Origin of the sequence: Nocardia seriolae NBRC 15557 (assembly GCF_007990715.1) — a bacterium.
GTDB classification, from domain to species: Bacteria; Actinomycetota; Actinomycetes; order Mycobacteriales; family Mycobacteriaceae; genus Nocardia; species Nocardia seriolae.
This window is the reverse complement of the sequence record NZ_BJWY01000199.1, coordinates 1-8,287: the sequence shown is the minus strand read 5'-3', so window position 1 is coordinate 8,287 and position 8,287 is coordinate 1. Positions and strand designations below refer to the sequence as shown.

Here is an 8,287-nt window from a genome sequence, read left to right as displayed (position 1 = left end):
CGACACTAGCTGTTCGGGAGCCCGCTCCGCTGCCGGTGCCGGTGTCCCCGAACGAGAAACACGCTGCCGGACCGGTGCGCGCGACGGCAGGTGTTGTCGCCGTGGCCGTCTCCGCCGCGGTGGAGGCCGGCTTCTGGAGCCTGCACACCGCGCTGGGCGTGACCTCGGTGGTGCTGCGCGGCAGCATGGCCGGGCAGCCGCCGCGCGCGATCCTCTCCGAAGCCGGTGCGCAGGTGCGGCATTCGGTGCGCCAGGCGCTGGGCGTCACCCCGCCCGACCAGGCCGAGGACGCTGCGGAACACAGCCCCACCAGCGTCCTTCGCGCCCGCGGGGCCGAATTGCTACGCCGCTCCGCGGATTTCCACGCCGACGACGACAATCACCACCACACCGCGTACTCGCGCATCCTGGGTGAGATCACGCCGGACGAGGCCCGCATCGTGCGGCATCTCTACCTGGACGGCCCGCAGCCCGCGGTGGAGGTGAAGACCGGAAGAACCGCCTACCGAGGCACTTTCAACCTCCTCGGCGAGGACGCGGCCCTGCGCTACCCGAACCGGATCGCCGAGTACCTGGCCAATCTCGACCGCCTCGGCCTGATCCACCTCACCCGCGAAGCGCTCGGCAACCCCAACCGCTACCAGCTGCTCGAGGCCATGCCCGAGGTGCGGCGGCTGCTCAAGCGCGCGGGCTTCGGCACCAAGGTGCTGTACCGCACCATCGAATTGAGTTCGTTCGGTGCGGGTTTCGTGCGCACCTGCCTGCCGGTGCCCGCACTCGACCCGCAGGTGCTCGAACAGCACGGATAGCTCAGGCGTTGTCGGCCAATTCGAGCCAGCGCTCTTCGGTGGCTTCCTTTTCGGTCTGAACCTGCTTCAGCTCGGCGCCCAGCGTCACCAGCTTGTCCGGGTTCGTGGCGGCTTCGGCCAGGGCCGTGTGCAGCTTCTCCTCGCGGTCGGTGAGCTTCTCCAACGCACGTTCCAGCTTGGCCAGTTCCTTGCGCGCGGCACGGTAGGCGGCCGAATCCGTCGCCGGGGCAGCGGAATTCGAGGCGGCCGGAGCCGTCGCCTTGGCCGGGGGCGCGGTGGCCGCGGCGCGCTTGCGCAGGTACTCGTCGATGCCGCCCGGCAGGTTGGTGAGCTTGCGGTCGCCGAACAGGGCCCAGGTGGAGTCGCAGATGCGCTCGATCAGGTAGCGGTCGTGGGAGATCACGACCATGGTGCCAGCCCAGCCGTCCAGCATGTCCTCGAGCTGTTGCAGGGTGTCGATGTCGAGGTCGTTGGTGGGCTCGTCGAGCAGCAGCACATTGGGCTCGGCCATGAGGATTCGGGTCAGCTGCAGGCGGCGGCGCTCACCACCGGAGAGGTCGCCGACCGGGGTGCGCTGCTTGGCCGGGGTGAACCCGAGGCGCTCGGCGAGCTGACCTGCGGAGATCTCCTTGTCGCCCAGCATCATTCGCTGGGCCACGTCCTGGACGGCCTCCAGCACACGCATGTTCAGCGGCAGATCGTCGAGTTCCTGGCGCAGCCAGCCGATCTTGACGGTCTGCCCCTGAACCCGCTTGCCGGACTTCAACTCCGCGTCACCCGCGAGCGCGCGTAAGAGGGTGGTCTTGCCGGAGCCGTTCACGCCGACCAGGCCGACCCGCTCGCCCGGCGCGAGCCGCCAGGTCAGGTCGGTCACCAGCTCCCGGCCGTCCGGGGTGGCGAGGGTGGCGTCCTCGAGCTCGATCACCACGCGGCCCAGCCGCTTTCGCGCGAAGGAGGCCAGCTCGACGGTGTCGCGCGGGGCCGGGACATTGGCGATGAGCGCCTCGGCGGCCTCGATGCGATAGCGCGGCTTCGAGGTGCGCGCGGGCGCGCCGCGGCGCAGCCAGGCGAGTTCCTTGCGGGCCAGGTTCTGGCGGCGGGCCTCGCTGGCGTCGGCCTGGCGGACGCGCTCGGCGCGGGCGAAGATCCAGTCGTTGTAGCCGCCGTCGTAGGTCTCGACCTTGCCGCCCTGGACTTCCCAGGTGCGGGTGGCCACGGTGTCGAGGAACCAGCGGTCGTGGGTAACGACGACCAGCGCGCTGCGCCGGGTCAGCAGGTGCTCGGCCAGCCACTGCACGCCCTCGACATCGAGGTGGTTGGTGGGCTCGTCGAGCACGAGCAGGTCCAGGTCGCGGACGAGGGCGGCGGCCAGCGCGGTGCGGCGGCGCTCGCCACCGGAGAGGGTGGCGACCGGGGTGTCCATGCCGAGGTCGGCAATGCCGATGCCCTCGACGACGGAACGGATGCGCGGGTTCGAGGCCCATTCGTGCTCGGCCACACCGTCGGTGCGCTGGTCCTCGGCCAGCCCCGCGAGCACGACCTCACCGACGGTCGCGCCCTCGGGCAGGACACCGCGCTGGGTCACGACCGCCATGCGCACGTCACTGCGACGGCTCACCCGCCCCGAGTCGGGCTCTTCGATTCCGGTCAGCACCTCGAGCAGCGTCGTCTTACCGCCACCGTTGAGACCGACGACACCGATCCGTTCCCCCTCCTGAACCCCGAGAGAGACGTTGTCGAGCAGAGGCGCGATGCCGAAGCTCTTGTTGACCGCTTCCAGGTTGATCAGGTTGGCCACGGAACAGTGCCGCCTCTCCGAGTCTTCATGCCGAAATGAAAGAGCCTACTCACCGGCCGTTGCGGACCGGCGGTCGCGTGCGGGGAGACTCAGCCCGTCCCCGACGAGTCACCCCCGCGGTTGCGAAATCAGTTGTCGCCAGTAATGCGCCGCGCGCCCGGCACCGGGCCGTACGCGGTCCGCACGCTGCGGCACACCCCCGCGCCCGCGAGCTCGGCGGCGACGGTGACCGTGGCCTCCTCGTTCTCGCACAGAAACGCGCAGGTCGGGCCGGAGCCGGAGACGATGCCCGCGAGGGCTCCGGAGGTGACGCCGGCGCGCAGGGTGCGGCGGAGATCGGGTTTCAGGGAGAGCGCGGCGGCCTGGAGATCGTTGCCGAGCAGCGGGGCGAGCTGTTTGGCCTCGCCGGAGGCCAGGGCTTGCAGCAGTTCCTCCGGGCTGTCCAGGCGCGGCGGGTCGCCGACTTCGCGCAGGCGGTCGAGTTCGCGGAAGACGGCCGGGGTGGACAGGCCGTCCTTGGCCAGCGCCAGGACCCAGTGAAAGGTGTTGCGGGACAAAACGGGCAGCAGTTTCTCACCGCGGCCGCGTCCCAGGGCGGTGCCACCGTGCAGCGAGAACGGGACGTCGCTGCCGAGTTCGGCTGCTATTTCGGACAATTCGGTCCGTCCGAGGCCGAGTTCCCACAGGTCGTTCAGCCCGACCAGTGCCGCCGCGGCATCCGCGCTGCCCCCGGCCATGCCGCCCGCCACCGGAATGCCCTTGCTGATGGCGAATTCCACCAGCGGCGCGCGTCCGCCCAGGTCGGCCAGCTTGACCGCGGCCTGCCACACCAGGTTCCCGCGATCGGTGGGCACCTCCTCGGCCCCCTCGCCGGTGACCTTCACCCGGAGCGCCGCGGACGGCGCGATCTGGACGTCGTCGCTCAGGGACAACGCCTGGAACACGGTGGTGAGGTCGTGGTAGCCGTCCTCGCGCAGGTCACCGACCCCGAGGTGCAGGTTCACCTTCGCGGGCGCGCGCACGACGACGGGGCTGGACACAACTGAGAGCACGCGCACAGCCTAGTCGACAGATTTCTCGTTCGAGTACTTGCGCAAGGTACCCATGGGGGGTATGTTTCCGGGTGTCGGGGATACCCCCACACCGTATGGATCTACGAACTTACGAACCGAGGAGACCGCCATGGCCACCAGCACCTACACCGTCACCGGCATGACCTGTGGCCACTGCGTCGGCTCGGTGCAGAAGGAGATCGGCAAGATCGACGGCGTCACCAGCGTGGACGTGGATCTCGCCACCGGCCTGGTCAAGGTCGAGTCCGACGCCCCGCTCGCCGACGCCGATGTGGTGGCCGCCGTCGACGAGGCCGGCTACGAGGTGGCGGTGTGAACGATCGACTGAGGTTCGCCGCCTTCGGCGGCGGACTGGTCGTCTTGTTCGGAGCCGCGCTCGGCATCGGTTCCCTGGTAGGGGACCGATCCGGCGCGGCCTCCGGGCCCGCGACCCCCGACCACGGTCAGCATGAGACCGCGGCGGCGACGGGACTCACCGACAGCCTCTCCGGCTACACCCTCGGCGAGGTCACCGCCCCCGCCACCCCCAATCAGCAAGGCGCACTGCAATTCCGGATCACCGGACCGCAGGGCACCGTCACCCAGTACAACAACCTCCACGACAAGGACCTGCACCTGATCGTGGTCCGCACCGACGCCAGCCAGTTCCGGCACGTGCACCCGGCCAAAGCACCGGACGGCACCTGGTCCATCGACTGGAAGTGGGCCGCGCCTGGCAGCTACCGGGTCTTCGCCGACTTCTCCCCCGTCGGCGGCCCCGGCGAAATCGTCCTGAGCCGGACCGTCGCGGTCGCGGGCAATGTCACCGACAAGCCGCTCCCGCCGGTCTCGCGGACCGCGAACGTGGACGGCTACCAGGTCACCCTGAAAGGCGACCTGACCACCGCGGGCAGTGAACTGACCTTCGAAGTCACCCGCGACGGCAAGCCCGTGACCGATCTACAGCCCTACCTGGGCGCGTACGCTCACCTGGTAGCACTGCGGGCCACGGACCTGGCCTACCTGCACGTCCACCCCGAGGGCGAGGTCGGCAAGACCGCACCCGGCCCCGATGTCGTCTTCGCCGCGCAAGCCCCGAGCGACGGCAATTACCGCCTGTACCTGGACTTCCAGCACGGCGGCGCGGTGCACACCGCGGAGTTCACCCAAACAGCCACCGCCGCAGCCGATTCGGATGCGCCCGCCCACCACGAAGGAGGTCACTCATGAGCGCCCCGGTCAATTTCGACGAGAATCGGGCACCCGGGCGTTCGATCGAACTCGATATCGGCGGGATGACCTGCGCCTCCTGTGCGTCGCGGATCGAGAAGAAGCTCAATCGGATGGACGGCGTGGTCGCCTCCGTCAACTACGCCACCGAGAAGGCGAAGGTCAGCTTCCCGGAGTCGGTGACGCCGGACGATCTGATCGCCAAGGTGGTCGATACCGGCTACACGGCGGCGGTGCACCACACCGAACCGGTGAAAACCGAGTCGGCCGAGGCTGATTCGGGACCGTCTCCCGCAGATCGTTTGCGCCACAAGCTGTTGGTGACGCTGGCGCTGGCCGTGCCCGTGGTCGCCATGGGTATGGCTCCGGCGTTGCAGTTCACCAACTGGCAGTGGCTCTCGCTGACGCTGACCGCGCCCATCGTGTTCTGGAGCGCGTCCCAGTTCCACCGGGCCGCCTGGGTGAACGCCAAGCACGGCGCGGCCACCATGGACACGCTGATCTCGCTGGGCACCATCGCGGCGTTCGGCTGGTCGTTCTACGCGCTGTTCTGGGGCAATGCCGGGATGCCCGGCATGAAGCACCCGTTCAGTTTCGCCATCGAGCGCGGTGATTCGTCCTCGGCACTGTACTTCGAGGTCGCGGCGACCCTGGTCACGGCGATTCTGGCGGGCCGCTACTTCGAGGTCCGCTCGAAGGAGAAGGCCGGATCCGCGCTGCGTGCCCTGCTGGAGCTGGGCGCGAAGGATGTCGCGGTGCTGCGGGGCGGTGTCGAAACCCGGATCCCCATCGGCGATCTGCGGGTCGGCGAGGAGTTCCTGGTCCGCCCCGGCGAGAAGATCGCCACCGACGGCGTTGTGGTGAACGGCAATTCGGCGCTCGACATGAGCATGCTGACCGGCGAATCCGTCCCCGTCGAGGTCGGCCCCGGCGATCAGGTGGTCGGCGCGACCGTGAACGCGGGCGGTCTGCTGACCGTGCGCGCCACCCGGATCGGCGCGGATACCCAACTGGCGCAGATGGCTTCACTGGTCGAGGAGGCGCAGAACGGCAAAGCTCCCGTGCAGCGCCTGGCCGACCAGGTGGCGGGCGTGTTCGTCCCGATCGTCATCGCCATCGCCGTTGCCGCCCTGGGCTTCTGGCTCGGCACCGACGCGGCGGTCTCCACCGCCTTCGGCGCGGCCGTGGCCGTCCTGATCATCGCCTGCCCGTGCGCCCTCGGCTTGGCCACTCCCACCGCACTGCTGGTGGGCACCGGCCGCGGCGCGCAGCTGGGCGTCCTGATCAAGGGCCCGCAGGTGCTGGAGTCGACCCGGCGGATCGACACGGTCGTGCTGGACAAGACCGGCACGGTCACCACCGGCAAGATGACTCTGGCGGAGGCGATTCCGGCCGCGGGCGTCGATACCGACGAGCTGCTGTCGGTCGCCGCGGCGGTCGAGCACGGCTCCGAGCACCCGGTCGCCAGGGCCGTGGTGAACGGCGTGGCCGAACGCGGACTCGACACCGAGCAGGTGGAGCAGTTCGTCAGCCACGGCGGCAAGGGCGTGCAGGGTCTGGTCGGCGAGCGCACGGTGGTCATCGGACGCACCGAGCTGCTGGAGGATTGGTCCATCACGCTGCCGGAGTCCCTGGCCGACGCCAAGATCCGGGCCGAGCGAGCCGGTAAGACCGCCATCGTGGTGGCCTGGGACGGTCAGGCGCGCGGCGTGCTGGTCATCGCCGACGCGGTGAAACCCACCAGCGCCCAGGCGATCTCGGAGATGAAGGCCCTGGGCCTCACCCCCGTCCTGCTGACCGGCGACAATGCGGCCACGGCTCGCACCGTCGCGGATCAGGTCGGCATCGACGAGGTCATCGCCGAGGTGCTGCCCAGCGACAAGCTGGACGTGATCAAGAAGCTCCAGGACGAGGGCAAGGTGGTCGCCATGGTCGGCGACGGCGTCAACGACGCGGCCGCCCTGGCCCAGGCCGACCTGGGCCTGGCCATGGGCACCGGCACCGACGTCGCCATCGAGGCCGCCGACCTCACCCTGGTCCGCGACGACCTGCGCGCCGTCCCCACCTCGATCAAGCTGTCCCGCGCCACCCTGCGCACCATCAAGGGCAACCTGTTCTGGGCCTTCGGCTACAACGTCGCCGCCATCCCGCTGGCCGCCGCGGGCCTGTTGAACCCGATGCTCGCCGGTGCGGCCATGGCGCTGTCCAGCGTGTTCGTGGTCAGCAACAGCCTGCGCCTGCGCCGGTTCCAGGGATGACCCGAACCCGACACCACCCAAGAGCCGCCCGGATCACTCGATCCGGGCGGCTCCGTGTTGAATATCGGTTGACCATCGCCGTCCCTGTGACCATCGCCGCCCCTGTCGAGGAGTCCCGTTGACCACCATCGCCGAATACCTGGCCGCCTCCCAGATCCAGGCCACCCCGGTCGACCCCGCGGCCCCCGGCGCCCCCAAGGTCTCCGTAGGCGTCCCCGAAGGCTGGCAGCAGGTCCCGCCCGGCATGTTCCCCGGCTCCTACGGCGTCTGGACCCAACCCCCGGTCAACGGCTGGGCCGACAACGCAGTCCTGTTGGTGGCCACCTTCTCTCCCGCCATCGACGCCCGAGAACTCCTCTCCCACGCCTTCGACGACGCCCGCCAACTCCCCGGCTGGCAAGACCTCGACTCCGACACCGAAGACTTCGAGGGCTACCCCTCCGCCGGCATCACCGGCACCTACGACGTAGCCCCCCTCACCCTCTGGGCCTACAACCGCTACATCATCGTCGAATCCGAAAACGGCCAGTACCTGGTCCAACTCACCATCACCACCCGCACCGACAGCGACGGCACCGCCCCCACCACCATCCTCGAGGGCCTGTCGATCTCGGCCTGAGAGGTCAGCGTTTCCAAACCCCACTGGCCAAGAAGCGGTCCCACTGCTCACCGGAAAACACGAGCGCGGGACCGCCCCGGTCCTCGGAGTCCCGGACACCGATGTCGCCCCGGCCTAGGAAAGCGACCTCGACACAGTCCTTTCCACCCGCACTTCGGCTGCTCTTGAACCAGTTGGCCTGGGACAGATCGTTTTTCACGGCGCGAACTCCTTGGCAAGTCGTCGCAGCATGTTTCTGCTGTCGGCCGCGTCGAGCGCGGCGGCGCGAATAGTCGTGTGCGCCTGTCGATACAACGTCACGCTGTTCGTGCCTTCAAGGTACAAGTCTCCGGCGTAGCTCTCGACATAAATCACCGTCGGCTCGACGGGCTCGCCATCTTCGTCCGTCTCGAAATCCAGAATCGTGAATGGTCCGGGGGACACTCCGAGCGGAAAGCCTGCTGTGGCAGGCAGAATCTGGACCAGCACGTTGGGCGGCATGGTCGCCAAATGACGCAGCTGTGCCGCCATGGTCTTAGTAC

Annotated in this window: 9 protein-coding genes; 5 read left to right on the top strand and 4 right to left on the bottom strand. The window is 69.1% G+C overall.

Features of this window, described 5'->3' with window-relative positions; genetic code table 11:
- On the top strand, positions 1 to 809 hold an 809-nt coding region (locus tag NS2_RS34325), incomplete at its 5' end, for an Abi-alpha family protein (protein ID WP_261772335.1).
- Position 810: 1 nt separating this feature from the next.
- Here the strand turns inward: NS2_RS34325 and NS2_RS34320 are convergent.
- Both NS2_RS34320 and NS2_RS34315 read right to left on the bottom strand, forming a co-directional pair.
- Positions 811 to 2,607, bottom strand: coding sequence for an ABC-F family ATP-binding cassette domain-containing protein (locus NS2_RS34320; RefSeq protein WP_033091485.1), 1,797 nt, complete (start codon positions 2,605 to 2,607; stop codon positions 811 to 813).
- Positions 2,608 to 2,735: 128 nt separating this feature from the next.
- On the bottom strand, positions 2,736 to 3,659 hold the full coding sequence (locus NS2_RS34315; protein WP_033091492.1) for a 4-(cytidine 5'-diphospho)-2-C-methyl-D-erythritol kinase: 924 nt from the start codon (positions 3,657 to 3,659) through the stop codon (positions 2,736 to 2,738).
- A gap of 130 nt (positions 3,660 to 3,789) precedes the next feature.
- Between NS2_RS34315 and NS2_RS34310 the strand changes: the two genes are divergently transcribed.
- The 4 genes from NS2_RS34310 to NS2_RS34295 all read left to right on the top strand — a co-directional run bounded on the left by NS2_RS34310 (position 3,790) and on the right by NS2_RS34295 (position 7,766).
- Positions 3,790 to 3,996, top strand: coding sequence for a heavy-metal-associated domain-containing protein (locus NS2_RS34310; RefSeq protein ID WP_033091486.1), 207 nt, complete (start codon positions 3,790 to 3,792; stop codon positions 3,994 to 3,996).
- Positions 3,993 to 4,889 (top strand): DUF8832 domain-containing protein, encoded by an 897-nt coding sequence (locus tag NS2_RS34305; RefSeq protein WP_033091487.1) that lies wholly within the window; start codon positions 3,993 to 3,995, stop codon positions 4,887 to 4,889. Before NS2_RS34310 ends, NS2_RS34305 begins: the two co-directional genes overlap by 4 nt.
- The gene (locus NS2_RS34300; protein ID WP_033091488.1) at positions 4,886 to 7,147 is read left to right on the top strand and encodes a heavy metal translocating P-type ATPase; all 2,262 of its coding nucleotides are present in this window, start codon (positions 4,886 to 4,888) and stop codon (positions 7,145 to 7,147) included. The genes NS2_RS34305 and NS2_RS34300 overlap by 4 nt, the downstream gene beginning before the upstream one ends.
- A 118-nt stretch (positions 7,148 to 7,265) precedes the next feature.
- Complete coding sequence (locus NS2_RS34295; RefSeq protein WP_033091489.1) at positions 7,266 to 7,766, top strand: LpqN/LpqT family lipoprotein; 501 nt, start codon at positions 7,266 to 7,268, stop codon at positions 7,764 to 7,766.
- Between the two features lie 4 nt (positions 7,767 to 7,770).
- Here the strand turns inward: NS2_RS34295 and NS2_RS34290 are convergent, their stop codons facing one another.
- Both NS2_RS34290 and NS2_RS34285 read right to left on the bottom strand, forming a co-directional pair.
- Positions 7,771 to 7,965: a DUF397 domain-containing protein gene (locus tag NS2_RS34290; protein ID WP_033091490.1), complete on the bottom strand. Its 195-nt coding sequence runs from the start codon at positions 7,963 to 7,965 to the stop codon at positions 7,771 to 7,773.
- On the bottom strand, positions 7,962 to 8,287 hold a 326-nt coding region (locus tag NS2_RS34285), incomplete at its 5' end, for a Scr1 family TA system antitoxin-like transcriptional regulator (RefSeq protein WP_045440289.1). The genes NS2_RS34285 and NS2_RS34290, both read right to left, overlap by 4 nt.

What these genes read in the sequence shown, in the direction of transcription:
- NS2_RS34310 (WP_033091486.1), top strand. Translation starts at nt 3,790, where the DNA reads ATGGCCACCAGCACCTACACCGTCACCGGCATGACCTGTGGCCACTGC.
- NS2_RS34300 (WP_033091488.1), top strand. Translation starts at nt 4,886, where the DNA reads ATGAGCGCCCCGGTCAATTTCGACGAGAATCGGGCACCCGGGCGTTCG.